The organism is Streptomyces sp. NPDC107575 (genome assembly GCF_055657265.1).
This window is the reverse complement of the sequence record NZ_JBVKBG010000013.1, coordinates 45,043-61,898: the sequence shown is the minus strand read 5'-3', so window position 1 is coordinate 61,898 and position 16,856 is coordinate 45,043. Positions and strand designations below refer to the sequence as shown.

The 16,856-nt window shown below is 70.9% G+C and carries 13 protein-coding genes and 1 pseudogene; 6 read left to right on the top strand and 8 right to left on the bottom strand.

The features are described from left to right. From ACZ7L4_RS41800 to ACZ7L4_RS41775, 6 genes are all read right to left on the bottom strand, one after another. Nucleotides 1-915, bottom strand: coding sequence for a universal stress protein (locus tag ACZ7L4_RS41800; protein WP_472110336.1), 915 nt, complete (start codon nt 913-915; stop codon nt 1-3). Nucleotides 916-1,059: 144 nt separating this feature from the next. Beyond that, complete coding sequence (locus ACZ7L4_RS41795; protein ID WP_450812135.1) at nt 1,060-1,302, bottom strand: DUF397 domain-containing protein; 243 nt, start codon at nt 1,300-1,302, stop codon at nt 1,060-1,062. A gap of 94 nt (nt 1,303-1,396) precedes the next feature. Then, a complete protein-coding gene (locus ACZ7L4_RS41790) occupies nt 1,397-2,563 on the bottom strand; it encodes a thiolase domain-containing protein (RefSeq protein ID WP_472110445.1) in 1,167 nt (388 codons plus the stop codon). Nucleotides 2,564-2,571: 8 nt separating this feature from the next. Then, entirely contained in the window at nt 2,572-3,633 is a 1,062-nt protein-coding gene (locus ACZ7L4_RS41785) for a thiolase domain-containing protein (RefSeq protein WP_472110335.1), read from the bottom strand. Next, nucleotides 3,633-4,595 (bottom strand): Zn-ribbon domain-containing OB-fold protein, encoded by a 963-nt coding sequence (locus ACZ7L4_RS41780; protein ID WP_472110334.1) that lies wholly within the window; start codon nt 4,593-4,595, stop codon nt 3,633-3,635. The genes ACZ7L4_RS41785 and ACZ7L4_RS41780 overlap by 1 nt, the downstream gene beginning before the upstream one ends. Nucleotides 4,596-4,647: 52 nt before the next feature. After that, nucleotides 4,648-5,448 carry a crotonase/enoyl-CoA hydratase family protein gene (locus ACZ7L4_RS41775; protein ID WP_472110333.1) on the bottom strand — a complete coding sequence of 267 codons (801 nt, stop codon included), beginning with the start codon at nt 5,446-5,448 and terminating at the stop codon, nt 4,648-4,650. Nucleotides 5,449-5,647: 199 nt separating this feature from the next. On the opposite strand from ACZ7L4_RS41775, the gene ACZ7L4_RS41770 reads away from it, so the two are divergent. After that, nucleotides 5,648-7,267, top strand: a complete 1,620-nt coding sequence (locus ACZ7L4_RS41770) for an acyl-CoA synthetase (protein ID WP_472110332.1) — start codon at nt 5,648-5,650, stop codon at nt 7,265-7,267. Between the two features lie 43 nt (nt 7,268-7,310). Here the strand turns inward: ACZ7L4_RS41770 and ACZ7L4_RS41765 are convergent, their stop codons facing one another. After that, on the bottom strand, nt 7,311-7,700 hold the full coding sequence (locus ACZ7L4_RS41765; protein WP_472110331.1) for a VOC family protein: 390 nt from the start codon (nt 7,698-7,700) through the stop codon (nt 7,311-7,313). Nucleotides 7,701-7,782: 82 nt separating this feature from the next. On the opposite strand from ACZ7L4_RS41765, the gene ACZ7L4_RS41760 reads away from it, so the two are divergent. From ACZ7L4_RS41760 to ACZ7L4_RS41740, 5 genes and pseudogenes are all read left to right on the top strand, one after another. Continuing rightward, nucleotides 7,783-8,571, top strand: a complete 789-nt coding sequence (locus ACZ7L4_RS41760) for a GNAT family N-acetyltransferase (protein WP_472110329.1) — start codon at nt 7,783-7,785, stop codon at nt 8,569-8,571. A gap of 108 nt (nt 8,572-8,679) precedes the next feature. Further along, a complete protein-coding gene (gene paaK, locus ACZ7L4_RS41755; protein WP_472110327.1) occupies nt 8,680-9,981 on the top strand; it encodes a phenylacetate--CoA ligase PaaK in 1,302 nt (433 codons plus the stop codon). Nucleotides 9,982-10,145: 164 nt separating this feature from the next. Beyond that, the gene (locus tag ACZ7L4_RS41750; RefSeq protein ID WP_472110326.1) at nt 10,146-11,147 is read left to right on the top strand and encodes an ABC transporter ATP-binding protein; all 1,002 of its coding nucleotides are present in this window, start codon (nt 10,146-10,148) and stop codon (nt 11,145-11,147) included. Further along, complete coding sequence (locus ACZ7L4_RS41745) at nt 11,147-12,544, top strand: ABC transporter permease (protein ID WP_472110324.1); 1,398 nt, start codon at nt 11,147-11,149, stop codon at nt 12,542-12,544. The genes ACZ7L4_RS41750 and ACZ7L4_RS41745 overlap by 1 nt, the downstream gene beginning before the upstream one ends. 5 nt (nt 12,545-12,549) lie before the next feature. Then, nucleotides 12,550-15,306, top strand: a pseudogene (locus tag ACZ7L4_RS41740) (alkaline phosphatase family protein). A 12-nt stretch (nt 15,307-15,318) separates the two neighbouring features. Here ACZ7L4_RS41740 and ACZ7L4_RS41735 read toward each other — a convergent pair. Then, nucleotides 15,319-16,836, bottom strand: coding sequence for an acyl-CoA synthetase (locus tag ACZ7L4_RS41735; protein ID WP_472110322.1), 1,518 nt, complete (start codon nt 16,834-16,836; stop codon nt 15,319-15,321). Nucleotides 16,837-16,856: the final 20 nt, after the last annotated feature.

Below are 16,856 nucleotides of genomic sequence, written 5' to 3'. Positions count from 1 at the left end.
TCAGTCGGCGTCCGGCTCCGGCGGGACCACCGCGACGGGGCTCGCCGCGTGCAGCAGGGCCGCGTGCGTGACCGAGCCGAGCATCGGGGCGGGGCGGGTGAGGCGACGGCGATGGCGGCCGACGACGACGAGTTCCGCGTCCCGCGAGTTCTCGACGAGATGGCCCGCCGCGTCGCCCGGCACCACCAGAACCTCAACCTCAACTTTAGGGTGAGACTCCCGCAGTTCCGCGAGGGTCTCATCGGCCACTCGAAGCGTGTCGCGCTCGGTCGCCTCCTGGTCGACGGCCGTGGGCGTGAAGTCCCCGTAAGCCGTCCAGGCCAGGACCGGCCACGGATACGCGACGACGACCTGGAGCCGGGCGCCCGTCCGGGCCGCGTGTTCGAACGCGAACGCCAGGGTCGCATGGTCCGGCGCGTCCGCCTTGAGGCCGACCACGACGCGCGGCCCCGGCGCGACCGGTGCGTCGCCGTGCACGTCGCGACCGGGCCTCGGCACCACGACGACCGGGCACACCGCGTCACGCGCCGCCGACACGCTGTTCGAGCCGAGCACCAGGCCGGCGAAGCCGCCGCGCCCGCGCGAGCCGACGACGAGGAGCTGGGCCTCCGTGCTCATCTCGGACAGCACCACGGCCGGCAGCCCGACGCGGCTGATGAACTCCAGTGGCGGCAGCCCCTCGCGGTCCTCCAGGCTCTTGCGCAGTTCCGCGAGCACGGTGTCGTTCTCGGGCTCCTCGTCGAAGTCCGCCACGAGCACCTCGGCCTGGAGGAACGGCGCGTACTGCTGCACATGTACGACGCGCAGCTCGGCGCCGCGCCGGTCCGCCTCGGCGAGCGCCCACTCCAGGGCGCGAAGACTGTCGTCGGAGCCGTCGACCGCGGCGAGGACGGGCTGGTGGTGCGGGTTGGGCATGATCTCTTCGCCTCCGACACAGGGCGCGTCGCCGCGCCCTCATTGACCGGCTGTTCCTGTGACCAGGCTCGCAAATGCGGAGGCCACAGGACAGGGCCGTTGGTCCTGTGTCGGAACTGCGTAAGCAAAGAGCCGCGAAAACGACTACGTCAGGTCGAACTCGCCCTCTCGGGCACCGCTCACGAACGCCCCCCACTCGGCCGGCGTGAAGATCAGGGACGGGCTCCCTGGGTGTCCGCCGTTGCGCATCGCGATGAAGCCTTCGACGAAGGCGATCTGGACATCGCCCCGACCCCCGCTGCTGGACCGCCAGTCCGCCTTGCTCAGGTCCAGGTCCGGCTTCTCCCACCCCATGAGCGGGTGCTGGTCGATGGTGCTCTCGGCCACGTCCGTGCTCCTCCCGGTTCGTCGTCCGTGCGCCAGCCTAGCGATCGGTCCGTGCCCCGCACAGGCCGCGAGAGGGATGAAGGTCAACGCGCGTTCATCGGGTGGGTGGTTCGGAGCCGACCAGCCACATGGAGAAGAACTGCGAGCCGCCTCCGTAGGCGTGCCCGAGAACCTTCCGCGCGCCGTCGACCTGGTGTTCCCCGGCCTGCCCGCGCACCTGGAGGGCGGCCTCCGCGAAGCGGATCATGCCGGAGGCACCGATGGGGTTGGTGGACAGGACGCCGCCCGACATGTTGACGGGGAGGTCCCCGTCGAGCTCCGTGACGCCGGACTCGGTGAGCTTCCAGCCCTCGCCCTCGTCCGCGAAGCCGAGGTTCTCCAGCCACATCGGCTCGTACCAGGAGAACGGCACGTACATCTCGACGGCGTCGATCTCGCGGCGCGGGTCGGCGATGCCGGCCTGCCGGTAGACGTCGGCGGCGCAGTCCTTGCCGGCCTGCGGGGAGACGAAGTCCTTGCCCGCGAAGAGGGTGGGCTCGCTGCGCATGGCGCCGCCGTGCATCCAGGCCGGCGGCTTCGTCGAGCGCTCCGCGCCCGCGCGGTCGGTGAGGATCATGGCGCAGGCGCCGTCGGAGGAGGGGCAGGTCTCGGAGTAGCGGATGGGGTCCCAGAGCATGGGCGCCGCCTGGACCTTCTCCAGGGTGATGTCGTGCTCGTGGAGGTGGGCGTAGGGGTTCTTCAGCGCGTTGCGACGGTCCTTGTAGGCGACGACGGAACCCACGGTGTCGGGGGCGCCGGTGCGGCGCATGTACGCGCGGACGTGCGGGGCGAAGAAGCCGCCCGCGCCCGCGAGCAGCGGCTGCTGGAACGGGATGGGCAGCGAGAGCCCCCACATCGCGTTGGACTCGGACTGCTTTTCGAAGGCGAGGGTCAGTACGGTGCCGTGGACGCGGCCCGCGACGAGGTTCGAGGCGACGAGCGCGGTGGAGCCGCCCACGGATCCGGCGGTGTGCACGCGCAGCATCGGCTTGCCGACGGCGCCGAGCGCGTCGGCGAGGTACAGCTCCGGCATCATGACGCCCTCGAAGAAGTCGGGCGCCTTGCCGATGACGACGGCATCGATGTCGGCCCAGGTCAACTCGGCGTCTTCCAGGGCCCGTTGGGCCGCTTCGCGGACGAGTCCGGCGATGGAGACGTCCCGGCGGGCGGCGACGTGCTTGGTCTGCCCGATTCCGACGACCGCCACCGGCTCCTTGTTCACGGCCTTGCTCATCGCTGGTCCTCCCCTTCGAGTACGGCGACCAGGTTCTGCTGCAGGCAGGGCCCGGAGGTGGCGTGGGCGAGGGCGCGGTCGGAGCCCCCTGCGTGGATGCGGGCGGCGGCCTCGCCGATGCGGATGAGCCCGGCGGCCATCACCGGGTTGGCGGCGAGCGCGCCTCCGGACGGGTTGACGTCGACCTCGTCGCCGAGCTTCAGGGCGCGGCGCAGGACGACCTCCTGCGAGGTGAACGGGGCGTGCAACTCGGCGGTGTCCACGGGCCGTTCGAATGCTCCGGCGTTCTCTGCGGCGAGCCGCGCGGAGGGCGAGTCGGTGAGGTCGCGGACGCCGAGGCTGTGGGCCTCGATGCGGTGGTCGATGCCGCGGATCCAGGCGGGCCGCTCGCACAGTTCCCTGGCGCGGTCGCCCGCGGCGAGGATCACGGCGGCGGCGCCGTCGCCGACCGGCGGGCAGTCCCCGGTGCGCAGCGGATTTACGACGTAATCGCCGTGCGGCACGTTCCCGCGCAGCTGGGCGTGCGGATTCCCGGTGGCGGACTCGCGGCTGCGGGCGGCGACCCCGGCGAGGGCGGGCTCGTCGGTGTGCCCCTCGTCGATGAGGGCCTGCGCCTGAAGGGCGGCGAGGGCGACGGAGTCGGGCCACAGCGGGGCGACGTAGTACGGGTCGAGCTGGCGCGTCAGCACGTCACGTACGGAGCCCGGTGAGGACTTGCCGTAGGAGTAGACGAGCGCGGTGTCGGCCTCGCCGGTGAGGAGCTTGGTCCATGCCTCGTACAGGGCCCACGCGCCGTCCATCTCGACGTGCGACTCGGAGATCGGCGGCCAGGCGCCGACGCCGTCGAGCGCCATGGTGAAGGAGAAGGCGCGTCCGGCGAGGTAGTCGCTCGATCCCGAGCAGGTGAACCCGATGTCACTGGTCTTCAGGCCGGTACTGGCGAGGACCTCGTGGAGGACGGGCATCAGCATCTCGACCTCCGACTGTTCGTCGGAGGTACGTGTGTGGTCGGTCTGCCCGAAGGCGACGACGGCGATGTCCCGGATCGGCGGCCGCATCAGATCATCTCCTTGTACGTCTCGTAATCGGCGTCGGGTTCACCGGTGGGCCGGTAGTGGTCCGGGTAGCGCCCGCCCTCGGTCCACACGGGTTCGACGCGCAGGCCCATCCGCACCTGGTCGTACGGGATGCCGGCGATGCGGCCGTGCAGGGCGAGGTCGGCGCCGTCGAGGGCGATGTGGGCGTAGACGTACGGGACTTCGATGTCGAGGTTCTTCGCCTTGATGTTCACGATGCAGTACGTGGTGACGGTGCCGCCGGGGCCGACCTCGACCTGGTCCGTGGTGGCGACGCCGCAGGTGGGGCAGGCGCCGCGCGGCGGAATGTAGACCTTGCGGCAGGAGGGGCAGCGCTCGCCGACGGTGCGGTTGTCCGCGAGGGCGTTGATGTAGCGGGTCTGGGCGCCGCCGGGGCTGTAGGTGTAGTCGAGGCGGGCCGGGGCGACGATGCCGGTGACGGCGTCCTCGAACACGCCGCTGTGCGGTGCGACTTGGGAGGGCGCGTCCTCACCCTCGTACGGTTCGAAGCACGCGATGTCCGTGATGGCGCCCTCGCGTTCCTCGGCCCAGCGGATGCGGACGCGCATGCCGGTGTGCACGGCGTCGGGTCCTGCGACGTCGAGGGCGTGCAGCAGGGCGGTGTCGGCGCCGTCGAGCTCGACCAGGACCCAGGCGAACGGGGTGTCGAGGGGCTGGCCGCGCCGCGCCTCGGGGTTCCAGGCCCAGGTGGTGACGGTGCCGGTGGCGCCGACCTCGACGAGGTCGCGGATCTCCTCGGCGGTCACCGGGTCGTACTCGACGGGCGGCACCATGACCTTCCCGTCGCCGGTCCGCACGCCGAGCACGGTGCGGTCGCGCAGACCGCTGAGGAAGGCGGACTGGACGGGGCCGAGGGAGCGGGTGAAGGGGAACTCCACGACCAACGGCGCGCGCAGCACCTCCGGTTGGGTGGTGGATGTCATGAGGCCTCCTTGACGTATGGACGTACGGGACGGACTGGCACGGCCGCGGGCCTCACGCGCGCCGGAATTCGGCGGGCCGCTTCTCCGCGAACGCGCGGGCGCCCTCCTTGGCGTCGACGGTGTCGAAGATGGGCCAGCCGCGCTTCAACTCCGAGGCGAGGCCGTCCGTTTCGGACATCTCGGCGGTCTCATAGACGGAGGCCTTGACCGCCTCGACGGCCAACGGGCCGCAGGCGTTGATCTGTTCGGCGATCTCCAGGGCCGTGTCGAGCGCGGTTCCGTCGGGCACCACGCGTCCGACGAGCCCGATCGCGGCGGCCTCCGGGGCCGGGTAGGGCCGCCCGGTCAGCAACATCTCCAGGGCGTGGGTACGAGGGACCTGGCGCGGCAGCCGCACCGTCGAGCCGCCGATGGGGAACAGGCCGCGCTTGACCTCGAAGAGCCCGAACGTGGCCGACTCCCCCGCCACCCGGATGTCCGTGCCCTGGAGGATCTCGGTGCCACCCGCGACGCAGTGTCCCTCGACCGCCGCGATGACGGGTTTGCGCGGCCGGTGGTGGCGCAGCATCGCCTTCCAGTGCAGATCGGGGTCGGCCTTGAGCCGGTCCCGGTAGTGCTCGCCCTCCATCCCCTTGCCCGCGAGGGCCTTGAGGTCCATGCCGGCGCAGAACACACCGCCCGCCCCGGTGAGCACGATCGAGCGGATCGAGTCGTCCGCGTCGGCTTCGAGCCACCCGTCGTAGAGGCCGACGAGCATCGGCAGGGACAGCGCGTTCTTGGCCTCGGGCCTGTTGAGCGTGAGTACGAGCGTGGCGCCCTCGCGCCGGACGTCGAGATGTTCGGTCCCACCCATGAGAGGTCCTCCAGTCAGCCGCAGCCTCGGACCTGGAACAGGTTGCAGTAGCGCACGTGCCAGTTCAAGAGTTTTCTGACACTCAGTCAGTTTTCTTGTGCGGAGCCCCTTCCCCCTTACTCCCCGTTCTGTTCTGATGACGGCCAGGAGGCGCCCGGGAGACATCCGGCCCTGGATCATCTGGATCAGGAGGAGCGCGGTGGAGTACAACCTTGCCGACCTGTTCGAGTCGGTCGTCGACGTGGTCCCTGACCGCGAGGCGCTCGTCTACGTGGATCATCCCGGTACGGGTGCGGAGCGCCGGCTCACGTACGCCCAGCTGGACGCGGCGGCCAACCGGGTCGCGCACCACCTGATCGCGGCCGGGATACGCCCGGGCGAGCACCTGGGCCTGCACCTCTACAACGGCATCGAGTACCTGCAGACGGCGCTCGGCTGCCTCAAGGCGCGGGTCGTGCCGGTGAACGTGAACTACCGGTACGTGGAGGAGGAGTTGGCCTACCTCTACCAGGACGCGGACCTCGCCGCCCTCGTCTTCGACACGGAGTTCACGCCGCGCGTGGCGGCGGCGCTGCCGCGTGCCGAGAAGCTGCGCCACCTGGTGCGGGTGGGCGCCCCTGAGGCGGGCGCGCCGCCACTGAAGGCGGTGGACTTCGAGGAGGCGACCGCGCAGTCCTCCCCCGAACGCGGCTTCGCGCCGCGCTCCCCCGACGACCAGTTCATCATCTACACCGGCGGCACCACGGGCATGCCCAAGGGTGTGATGTGGCGTCAGGAGGACCTGTTCTTCGCGGGGTTGGGTGGTGGCGCGCCCACCGGAGAGCCGGTGTCACGGCCCGAGGAGCTGGCCGAGCGGGTGGCGGCGGGCGGTGACGGCATCACGTTCTTCCCCACTCCCCCGCTGATGCACGGCACCTCGACGCTCACGGCGTTCATCGGCTTCAACTTCGGCCAGCGCGTCGTCATCCACCGCAAGTTCGCACCGGAGGAGGTGCTGCGCACCATCGAGAAGGAGAAGGTCACGAGCATGTCCCTGGTGGGCGACGCGATGCTGCGCCCGCTCATCGACGCCCTCAAGGGCCCGCTCAAGGGCACGGACTGCTCGTCGATGTTCAGTGTCTCGTCCTCGGGCGCGATCATGTCGGACACGGTGCGCGCCCAGTTCCAGGAGCTGGTCCCGAACACCATGCTGCTCAACAACTTCGGCTCGTCCGAGTCCGGCTTCAACGGCACGGCGACGGCCGGTTCGGGCGCGGGGGCGGGCTTCCACGTCCAGGTCAACTCCCGCACGCAGGTGGTGGATCCGGCGACGTACGAGCCGGTCGCGGTCGGCGAGGTGGGCCGGATCGCGCAGCGCGGCCATGTCCCGCTCGGCTACTACAACGACCCCGCGAAGACCGCCGAGACGTTCTTCCAGAAGGGCGACGAGCGCTGGGTGCTGCTCGGTGACATGGCGACGGTCGACGAGCAGGGCATCGTCACGGTCCTCGGTCGCGGCTCGCAGTGCATCAACACGGGCGGCGAGAAGGTGTACCCGGAGGAGGTCGAGCAGGCCCTCAAGTCCCATCCGGACATCTACGACGCGCTGGTGGCCGGTGTGCCGGACGAGAAGTGGGGCAACCATGTGGCGGCGGTCGTCCAGCTCATGGACGGCGCGGACGAGTTGACCCTGGACACCGTCCAGACGCACTGCCGCAGCCACCTCGCCGGCTACAAGATCCCCCGCCAGCTGGTGGTGACGGACAGCATCCAGCGTTCGCCCAGCGGGAAGGCGGACTACCGGTGGGCGCGGCAGGTGGCGGCGGAGGGGAACGCGTAGGCCCCCCTCCGCGAGCGGATCACGGACTCAAGAGGATCACGACTCAGTCGAGGCAGAACTCGTTGCCCTCGATGTCCTGCAGCGTGATGCAGGACTCGTTCTCCTCGTCGGCGCGCTGCGTCAGTACATGCGTGGCACCGAGCTTGTACAGACGCTCGGCCTCGGCCTCGAGCACCGCGAGGCGCTCCTCGCCGACGAGCCCGGTTCCGGCCCGTACGTCGAGGTGCACCCGGTTCTTGACGACCTTGCCCTCGGGGACGCGCTGGAAGTACAGGCGCGGCTCCTGGCCGGTGGGGTCGGCGGCGACGGCCCAGGCCTCGTCCTCGTCGGCCCCGGGCGGAATGACGTAGCCGAGCACCTCGCACCAGAAGCGGGCGACCCGCACGGGCTCCGCGCAGTCGAAGGTGATCTGAACCTTCTTGATCGTGGTCATCGGCGCACCCTAGCAAGGGTGTTCTGCTGCGCGGCGAGAATTTTCGGTTGCCGCCCTCCTCCCCCGGTGCTGGAGTTCCCGCATGGATCATGCGGCGGTACGGGACCTGTTCGACGAGCAGTTGCGGCGCGGTGCGCGGCCCGAGGAGCCCGGGGCGCGCGTCGAGCGCGTCGGTGACGTGGTGCGCCATGTCGGCCCTGTGGCGGGCTGGAACGGGGTGCTGTGGTCGGACCTCGACGAGCGGGGGGCCGACGCGGCGATCGCCGAGCAGATCCGCTTCTTCGGCGGGCTCGGCCGGGCCTTCGAGTGGAAGACGTACGCGCACGACCGCCCGGCCGACCTTCCCGACCGGCTCGCGGCCGCCGGATTCGTAGCGGAGGAGACGGAGACGCTGCTCGTCGCGGAGACGGCCGCGCTGCCCGTCGACACCGCGCCGCCGGACGGCGTCCGGCTGGTTCCCGTCACCTCCGACGCGCAGGTCACGCTGGTGGAGCGGGTGCACGAGCGTGCCTTCGGCTCCGGCCGCTCGACCATCGGCCACCAGCTGCGGGCCCAGCTCGCCCAGGACCCGGCCACCGTGCCCGCGGTCGTGGCGCTGCACGGCGACGAGCCGGTGAGCGCCGCCCGCATGGAGCTGCACCCCGGGACCGCCTTCGCGAGCCTGTGGGGCGGCGGGACGGTCCCCGAGTGGCGGGGCCGCGGGATCTACCGCTCGCTCGTCGCCTTCCGGGTCCGCGTCGCCGCCGAGCGCGGATTCCCGTACGTCCAGGTGGACGCGTCCTCCTACAGCCGGCCGATCCTTCAGCGCCTGGGGTTCGTGGCGCTCGGGACCACCACGCCGTACGTCCGGGAGCCCCCTGTCAGCCGCTGACACCGGAACCGGCGCGTCGTACGTCTTGACGACGGCGGTCACTCCTTGAATTACTGATCGACAGCAGGGCAACCGAATGATCGGTCGGGAGTTTCGGGAGAGCGTGCGATGGCGTCGATGGCGACGGACTGGCGGGACGAGGGCGAGCGGCTCGGCGCGGACGAGCTGCGCGCGCTGCAGCTGGAGCGGCTGCGCGGGACGCTGCAGCGGGTGTACGAGCGGGTGCCGTTCTACCGGGAGGCGTTCGACAAGGCGGGCGTGCGGCCCGAGGACTGCCGGACACTGGCCGACCTGGGGCGCTTCCCGTTCACGACCAAGGCGGACCTGCGGGACAACTACCCCTTCGGGATGTTCGCCGTGGACCAGTCCGACGTACGGCGCCTGCACGCGTCGAGCGGTACGACGGGGCTGCCCACGGTCGTCGGGTACACCGAGGCCGACCTGACGATGTGGTCGGACATGGTGGCCCGGGCGATCCGCGCGGCGGGCGGCAGGCCGGGGCACAAGGTCCATGTGGCGTACGGGTACGGCCTGTTCACCGGCGGACTCGGCGCCCACTACGGGGCGGAGCGGCTCGGCTGCACGGTGATTCCGGCGTCCGGCGGCATGACCTCGCGGCAGGTGCGGCTGATCCAGGACCTGAAGCCCGAGATCATCATGGTGACGCCCTCGTACATGCTCACACTCCTCGACGAGTTCGAGCGCCAGGGCGTGGACGCGCGCGCCAGCTCACTGAAGGTGGGCATCTTCGGCGCGGAGCCGTGGACCGAGGAGATGCGGCGCGAGATCGAGGAGCGGGCCGGGATCGACGCGGTCGACATCTACGGATTGTCGGAGGTCATGGGGCCCGGCGTGGCCCAGGAGTGCGTCGAGACCAAGGACGGGCTGCACATCTGGGAGGACCAGTTCTACCCGGAGATCGTCGACCCGCTCACCGGTGAGGTGCTGCCCGAGGGCGAGCACGGCGAGCTGGTCTTCACGTCGCTGACCAAGCAGGCGATGCCGGTGATCCGGTACCGGACGCGGGACCTGACGCGGCTGTTGCCGGGGACGGCCCGTCCCGCGTTCCGGCGCATGGAGAAGATCACCGGGCGCAGCGACGACATGGTGATCCTGCGGGGCGTGAACCTGTTCCCCACGCAGGTCGAGGAGATCGTGCTGCGTACGCCCGGCGTCGCGCCGCACTTCCAGCTCCGCCTGACCCGCGAGGGCCGCATGGACGCTCTCACGGTGCGCGCCGAGGCCCGACCGGACGCGACACCCGAGGCCCGGGAGGCGGCCGCGCGCGCCATCGCCGCGGGGATGAAGGACGGGGTGGGGGTGACGGTGTCCGTGGAGATCGTGGAGCCGGAGTCCCTGGAGCGGTCGGTGGGGAAGATCAAGCGGATCGTGGACGAGCGGAAGCGGTGACCGGAGCGCCGACCGCCCGCGAGGGACGGCCGGACGGTGGCACACCGTGGACAAGCGGTGGGCCACCGTCCGGCCGTCTGTCGTTCCGGTGTCGTTCAACTCCCGGGCTCTGTGCGCTTCTTGTGTGATTCCTAGGGTCCATGAGGTCTTGAAGGAAGGGACCCATGGACGACAGACAGCTCGACGACAGAAGCGGCGGCCGCGAGGACGACGGACGCCTCGCGGTCCGGGCGCGCGGCATCACCAAGTGTTTTGGCAACGTTGTCGCACTCGACGGCGTCGACCTCGACCTGGCGCCGGGCCGGATCCACGGTCTGGCCGGCCCGAACGGCGCCGGCAAGACGACGCTGCTCGGCCTGCTCCTCGGCCTGGCCGTCCCCGACACCGGCAGCCTGGAGGTGCTGGGCACAGCGGCCGGGCGGGCCCTCGCCGCGCCCGCCGGGGTGGCCGGTTTCGTGGACGGTCCGGGGCTCTACCCCACGCTCACCGCACGGCAGAATCTGGCCGCGCTGGCGGAGCTGCGCGGCCTCGACGCCCGTACGGCCCCGGTCGGCGGCACGCTCGACGAGGTCGGGCTCGGCGAGGTCGCCGACGAACGGGTGCGGGGCTTCTCGCTCGGCATGCGCCAGCGCCTCGGGCTCGCCGCCGCGCTGCTCACCGAGCCGCGGCTGCTGATTCTCGACGAACCGTCCAACGGCCTGGACCCGGCGGGGACCCGGCACGTGCACCGCGTGCTGCACCGCCTCGCGGCTGCCGGCACGGCCGTCGTGCTCTCCAGCCACCGCATGGACGACCTGGAGGCGCTCTGCTCCGAGGTCACCATCCTCGCGACCGGGCGGGTCGTCTTCTCCGGTCCGTTGAGCAAGCTGGCCGCCGAGCATCAGGACCTCGAGTACCGGCTTCTGACCTCCGACCCGCGCGCGGCCCGTGAGTTGGCCGAGGCCACCGAAGGGATCCACACGGTCGACGACTCCGAGGCGGCGTCGCGGTACGGCACACAGGCCCTCGTCGTACGGGCCCGGGTGCACGCCCTCGACGCCCTCGTGGCGCGGCTCGTGGGCGCGGGGCTCGCGCTGCGCGAACTCACGCCCGTGGTCTCCCCGTTGGAGGCGGCGTTCCTGGCGCTGACCGAATCGGATGCGACCGGTCTGCGGGAGGCCGCGTGATGACCTCCACCGTGACCGCGCCCTCCGCCGCGCCTCCGGGCGAAAGCCTCACGTCCCGCCCCGTCTCCGTACGGCGCGGATACCGCTTCGAACTGGTCAAGCTCGTCTCGCAGTGGCGTGTCCGCCTCCTTGTGCTCGCCTGTTGGCTCGCGCCGGGTCTCTTCGTGGCCGCCGTCGGCCTGCAGAGCACACTGCCCACCGACACCCTGTTCGGGCGCTGGATGCACGCCACCGGCTGGGCCGGTCCCCTGGTGATGCTGGGGTTCGCGGGCGTGTGGGCACTGCCGCTGCTGACGTCCTTGGTGGCCGGTGACGTGTTCGCCGCGGAGGACCGGCTGGGCACCTGGCGGCATCTGCTGGTGGCGGTCCGCTCCCCGGGCCGGATCTTCGCGGCGAAGGCGCTCGCCAGTCTGTCCGTGCTTCTGGTGCTCGTGGCCGGGCTCGCCGTGTCCAGCACGGTCGGCGGGGTCCTGACGGCCGGTCATCATCCGCTCGTCGGCCTCGACGGAGCCGACATCGGCGCGTCGGACGCGGCGGTGCGGGTGCTGCTCGCATGGCTGTGCGCCCTCGCGCCGACGCTGGCCCTCGCCGCGCTCGGCCTCCTCGGCTCGGTCGCTCTCGGCCGCTCCCCGATGGGCCTGCTGCTGCCGGCGCTCGTCGCCCTCGCCCTGCAGCTCGCGCAGTTGCTGCCGCTGCCGGTGAGCGTGCGCACGGCCCTGCCCGGCTATGCGTTCATCGCCTGGAACGGGCTGTTCACCGGCCCCGTCCAGCTCGCCCCGCTCCTCATCGGCGTGGTGGTCGCGCTGGTGTGGGCGGCGGTCGCGACCGGACTCGCGTATCTGCTCTTCGTACGGCGGGACTTCACCAACCCGACCGACGACGCCTCAGGGCGCCGGGCGCTCACTCTGGGGGCGCTGCCGCTGGTCGGGCTGCTCGTGGTGAGCGTCGTCGCGGTGGGCGCAGCCGCTCCTGCCGAAGGCTCCGGGATCACGCAGGAGAAGGTGCAGCGCTCGGTCGCCACCGCGTTCGCGCACCTGTACCGCGCACAGACCGACCTGCTGCACCGCCCCGCCGTCACCGAGGACGAGCTCCGCACCTCCGCGGCGTGCACGAAGGGCGATGTGCGCGACGGAGCCGAGGGGGCGGGCAACGACTGGCGCTGCGTCGTCTCCTGGCACCTGCCCGACGTCGAGGCCACCGGTCAGGCCGTCTATCAGCTCGACGTCACCGCTGACGGGCGGTTCGTCGCCGACGGCGACGGACCGAAGGAAGTGAACGGTTACTTCCTGGTGCACACCCCGACCGGGGACGCACCGAACCCGCTGTGGCAGTTCGACGGCACCGTCGAACTGCTGTCCGCCGCACCGCACGAAGTGAAGAAGGTTCCGAAGGGATGAACTCCATGCAGGTAACACGCCGCCGCAGGCGCGTGGCGCGGGCCGGCCTCGGCTCGCTCGCGGGGCGCATCGGCCGCCGCAGACCGCTCGCCACCGCGGGCATCACCGGCCTCGCCCTGGCCCTCGCGGGCACGGCCTTCGCGCAGACGCACCAGTTCGGCACCGACCAGGTCGGTCAGGAGACCGCCAATGGCCGGGTCGTCTCCAGTGACCAGTACATAGCCCCGTACGGCGACCGGACGGTCATCGACAACGGGAAGATCATGTCGTCCGAGGTCAGCCCGGACGGCTCGCACCTCGCAGCCTCGCTCACCGACGGCGGCTCCGCACTCGGCATCGTGGACCTCAGGACGTGGAAGGTCCAGCAGCTCGTCAGCAACGCGGCCTCGTCGTCGCCGCGCATCAAGAGCAACAACGTCGGCCAGGAAGGCCCCACCTACTCCCCCGACGGCAAGCAGCTGTGGCTCGGCCAGATCGACGGCTACACCCGGTTCACGGTCAAGGACGACGGTTCGGTCTCCGACCCGACGTACGTCACCGTCCCGGCGGACGGCGCGAAGCACGCGCTCGTGGGTGAGCCGGTGTTCTCCAAGGACGGAGCGACCGTGTACTCGGCCGTCAACGGCCAGAACCGGGTCGTCGCCCTGGACGCGGCGAGCGGCGCGATCAAGAAGAGCTGGTCCGTGGGCAACGCGCCGCGCGATCTGGCCCAGGTCGGCGACAAGCTGTACGTGAGCAACGAGGGCGGCCGTCCGGCGAAGCCCGGCGAGTCCACCATCAACTCGTACGGCACCAACGTGCCCGCCGATCCGAAGACCGGGGCGACCACCACCGGTACGCTCAGCGTCATCGACCTGGGCAGCCCGGAGTCCGCCGTCCGCTCCATCGACGTGGGGCTGCACCCGACGGCCCTGTACGCGAAGAAGGGCGCACTGTTCGTCACGAACACCGCCACCAACGACGTGTCGGTCGTCGACACCGGCAAGGACAAGGTCGTCCAGACGATCTCCACCAAGCCGTGGCCCGAGGCATCGGTCGGCTACGAGCCGAACGCGGCGACGCTCACCGACGACGGCCGCCTCCTGGTGACGCTGGGGCGCGCCAACGCGGTCGCCGTCTACCGGTACAAGTCCCCGCAGGAACCGGTGAGTTACGTCGGTCTGCTGCCGACGGACTACTTCCCCTCCGAGATCAGCGCCGTCGGCAAGCAGGTCGTGGTCTCCAACACGCGCGGCATCGACGCCCGCCGCCCCACCACGAAGGCCGGGCACACCACGCACGACACGACGTCCAGCGTGCAGCACTTCACGCTGCCCAGCGACGACGTGATCAAGAAGCAGACGGGCAAGGTGTTCCGGCAGAACGGCTGGACGGCCGGGGCCGCCGAGAAGGCGCGCAGCGGCAGCCACGCGAAGCCGGTGCCGGTCCCCGCGCGGCTCGGCGACCCGTCGACGATCAAGCACGTGTTCCTGATCGTCAAGGAGAACCGGACCTACGACCAGGTCTTCGGCGACATGAAGGAGGGCAACGGCGACGCCTCCCTGGCCGAGTTCGGCGAGAACGTCACGCCCAACCAGCACGCCATGGCCCGGCAGTTCGGCCTCTACGACAACACGTACGACATCGGCACGAACTCCGCCGAGGGCCACAACTGGCTGATGCAGGCGGACAACCCCGAGTACACCGAGTCCTCGGCCGGTGAGTACCAGCGCAGCTAGGACACCGAGGACGACGCGCTCGGCCACCAGAAGTCCGGTTTCCTCTGGAGTGGCGCGCAGTCCGCGGGCAGGTCGGTGCGGGACTTCGGCGAGTTCCACCAGTTCCTCGACAAGCCGGCCGACGCCAGCTGGCAGAACCTGTACTGCGACAGCAAGAACATGGCCGCGACGGGCAAGGACACGGCGTACAAGCTGACGTCGTCCTCGCCGATCCCGTCGCTGAACTCGGTGTCCGTGCCGGGCTTCGCCAAGTTCGACACGTCGGTGCCGGATGTCTACCGCTCGGAGATCTGGAAGCAGGACTTCGCCAAGAACGGTCCGGCGAATCTGAACATGTTCTGGCTGTCCAGCGACCACACCGGCGGTCCGGCGAGCGCGCCCGCGCAGGTCGCGGACAACGATCTGGCGACCGGCAGGATCGTCGACACCATCTCGCACAGCAAGTACTGGAAAGACTCCGCGATCTTCGTGGTCGAGGACGACTCCCAGGCGGGCCTCGACCACGTCGACGGCCACCGCGCCCCGGTCCAGATCATCAGCCCGTGGGCCAAGCGCGGCACGGTCGACAGCCACTACTACACGCAGATCACGATGATCCGCACCATCGAGCAGATCCTCGGGATCCACCCGATGAACCAGAAGGACACCGCGGCCAGCCCGATGACCGCCGCGTTCACCAAGAAGGCGGACACCACCCCGTTCAAGGCGGTGCCCAACCGGACCTCGCTGACCGCGGGCCTCGCGACGCCGCCCGCGTGCGGCGAGGACAAGCCCGCGGAGCAGAACCCGAAGGCGGCGGCCGTGCCGTCGACGGAGGTCCCGGCGGACCAGGAGAAGCTGGCCGACACCTGGCAGACCTGGAAGTCGAAGCAGCGGCTCACGGGTGAGCACGCTGTGCCGGACTACGCCAACCCGGCGCAGATGAACCACTTCACCTGGTACGAGACGCACGGCTGGAAGAAGCCGTATCCCGGCGAGAGCAAGCTCTACGCGCCGAAGGACGTGCCCGGCGCGTTCATCCCCTCGGCGGAGAACGACGGCTGATCCTCTTCCTTCCTAGCCCTCGGCGAAGCGGTCCCTGAGCTCCCGCTTGAGGATCTTGCCGGAGGCGTTGCGCGGCAGTTCGTCCACGAAGACGACCCTCTTGGGCGCCTTGAAGTGGGCGAGCTGTTCGCGCGCGTGGGCGATCAGGTCGTCCTCGGTGACGCCCGCGTCGCTGCGCACCACGACCGCCGTGACCGCCTCGATCCACCGCTCGTCGGGCAGCCCGACGACAGCGGTCTCGGCGACCGCCGGGTGGGTGTAGAGGGCGTCCTCGACCTGGCGCGAGGCGACGAGCACGCCGCCGGAGTTGATGACGTCCTTCACCCGGTCGACGACCGTGAAGTAGCCCTCACCGTCGCGCACCGCGAGGTCGCCCGACCTGAACCAGCCGTCCCGGAAGGCCTGTTCGGTCTCCTCGGGCTTGTCCCAGTAGCCGTCGCACAGCTGCGGCGAGCGGTAGACGACCTCGCCGGGCGTGCCGTCGGGCACGTCCTTCCCCTCGTCGTCGACGATCTTCGCCTCGACGAACAGCACCGGCCGGCCGCACGAGTCCATCCGCCCCTCGTGCTCGTCGGGCCCTAGGACGGTGGCGAGGGGACCGATCTCGCTCTGTCCGAAGCAGTTGTAGAAGGCGAGCCCCGGCAGGCGGGCCCGCAGCCGTTCGAGCACCGGCACCGGCATGATCGAGGCGCCGTAGTACGCCTTGCGCAGGCCGCTCAGGTCGCGGTCGGCGAACTCCGGGTGCTGGGAGAGTCCGATCCACACCGTTGGCGGCGCGAACAGGCTGTCCGCCTCCCCCGCTTCCACGAGGTCGAAGACAGGGCCGGCCGCCGGCGCGTCGAGGATCGTGTTCGTGGCACCCACCGCCAGGTACGGCAGCAGGAACACGTGCATCTGCGCCGAGTGGTACAGCGGCAGCGCGTGCACCGGCCGGTCCGTCTCCTTGAGGTCGAGGGCGTGAATGGCGCTCACGTACTCGTGGACGAGCGCGCGGTGCGTCATCCGGGCGCCCTTGGGAAGCGCGGTGGTCCCCGACGTGTAGAGCAGTTGCACCAGGTCGTCGGCGTCCGGCGCCTCCCCGTCCCAGGGCGCGCTCGCCGCGAGCCGCGTGAGCAGCGTGTCCTCCGCGTCGCGCAGTGGCAGCACCGGTACGTCGCCGGGGAGCCGGTCCGCGATGTCGGGGTCGGCGAGGACGAGCGAGGCGCCGCACTGGCCCACGATGTACGCGAGGTCGTCGCCGGTCAGGTTCTGGTTGACGGGGACGTGCACGAGCCCCGCGCGGGCGCAGGCGAGGAAGCCGATCAGATACGCGTCCGAGTTGTGCCCGTAGGCGCCGACCCGGTCCCCGGCCGCGAGCCCTTCGGCGCGCAGCGCCCCGGCCGCGCGGGACACCGCGTCGTCCAGCTCCTCGTACGTCCACGTGCGCGGCCCGTAGCGCAGGGCGACGCGCGCCGGGGTGCGGCGCGCGCTGCGGCGCAGGACTCCGTCGACGGTGCTGCTGGCGGCCTCGGCGGCTGGTGACCTCGTCATGGCGTGATCCTGTGCGGTGA

Bases quoted from the DNA above. Each gene is read 5' to 3' on its own strand.
- ACZ7L4_RS41800 (WP_472110336.1), bottom strand. From the start codon at position 915: ATGCCCAACCCGCACCACCAGCCCGTCCTCGCCGCGGTCGACGGCTCC.
- ACZ7L4_RS41785 (WP_472110335.1), bottom strand. From the start codon at position 3,633: ATGCGGCCGCCGATCCGGGACATCGCCGTCGTCGCCTTCGGGCAGACC.
- ACZ7L4_RS41780 (WP_472110334.1), bottom strand. From the start codon at position 4,595: ATGACATCCACCACCCAACCGGAGGTGCTGCGCGCGCCGTTGGTCGTG.
- ACZ7L4_RS41775 (WP_472110333.1), bottom strand. From the start codon at position 5,448: ATGGGTGGGACCGAACATCTCGACGTCCGGCGCGAGGGCGCCACGCTC.
- ACZ7L4_RS41765 (WP_472110331.1), bottom strand. From the start codon at position 7,700: ATGACCACGATCAAGAAGGTTCAGATCACCTTCGACTGCGCGGAGCCC.
- ACZ7L4_RS41760 (WP_472110329.1), top strand. From the start codon at position 7,783: ATGGATCATGCGGCGGTACGGGACCTGTTCGACGAGCAGTTGCGGCGC.
- paaK (WP_472110327.1), top strand. From the start codon at position 8,680: ATGGCGTCGATGGCGACGGACTGGCGGGACGAGGGCGAGCGGCTCGGC.
- ACZ7L4_RS41750 (WP_472110326.1), top strand. From the start codon at position 10,146: ATGGACGACAGACAGCTCGACGACAGAAGCGGCGGCCGCGAGGACGAC.
- ACZ7L4_RS41745 (WP_472110324.1), top strand. From the start codon at position 11,147: ATGACCTCCACCGTGACCGCGCCCTCCGCCGCGCCTCCGGGCGAAAGC.
- ACZ7L4_RS41735 (WP_472110322.1), bottom strand. From the start codon at position 16,836: ATGACGAGGTCACCAGCCGCCGAGGCCGCCAGCAGCACCGTCGACGGA.